1 protein-coding gene is annotated in these 387 nt (G+C 48.6%); it reads right to left on the bottom strand.

Translation table 11 applies throughout. From position 1 onward, the window contains the following. A partial coding sequence (locus CAN34_RS13830) for a 1-deoxy-D-xylulose-5-phosphate synthase N-terminal domain-containing protein (protein ID WP_254423205.1) occupies positions 1 to 387 on the bottom strand: 387 nt, incomplete at both ends.

The following is a 387-nucleotide window of genomic DNA, read 5'->3' as shown; positions in this document are numbered from 1 at the left end:
GTCGGTCAAAGGCTGCATATCAGGGCGCTGACATAATATCGGCTCGCCGGTATCAGAGATATCAACCTGATATCCTGACTCCCATAACACCGCTAAATGACGTGAGAACCCACCAATAGAGCACGATATCGACATATCATTGTCGTTTAAAATCACCATCAAATCAGCATCTTGTTGCACGGCATCGTTCATGGCTTCAAAGGCCATGCCGCCTGTCATCGCCCCATCGCCAATAATACAAGCAACCGTTTGCGAAAGGCCTTGATAGCGTAACGCTAGGCTCATGCCTAGACCTGCTGAGATGGAAGTCGATGAATGCCCAACCCCAAATGTATCGTAGACAGATTCGGCACGTTCAGGAAAAGCCGTCAAACCATCTTTTGAACG

Origin of the sequence: Psychrobacter sp. DAB_AL32B, from assembly GCF_002224105.1 — a bacterium.
Taxonomy (GTDB): domain Bacteria; phylum Pseudomonadota; class Gammaproteobacteria; order Pseudomonadales; family Moraxellaceae; genus Psychrobacter.
The sequence above is the reverse complement of the archived record's forward strand: the minus strand, read 5'-3'. Positions and strand labels throughout refer to the sequence as shown.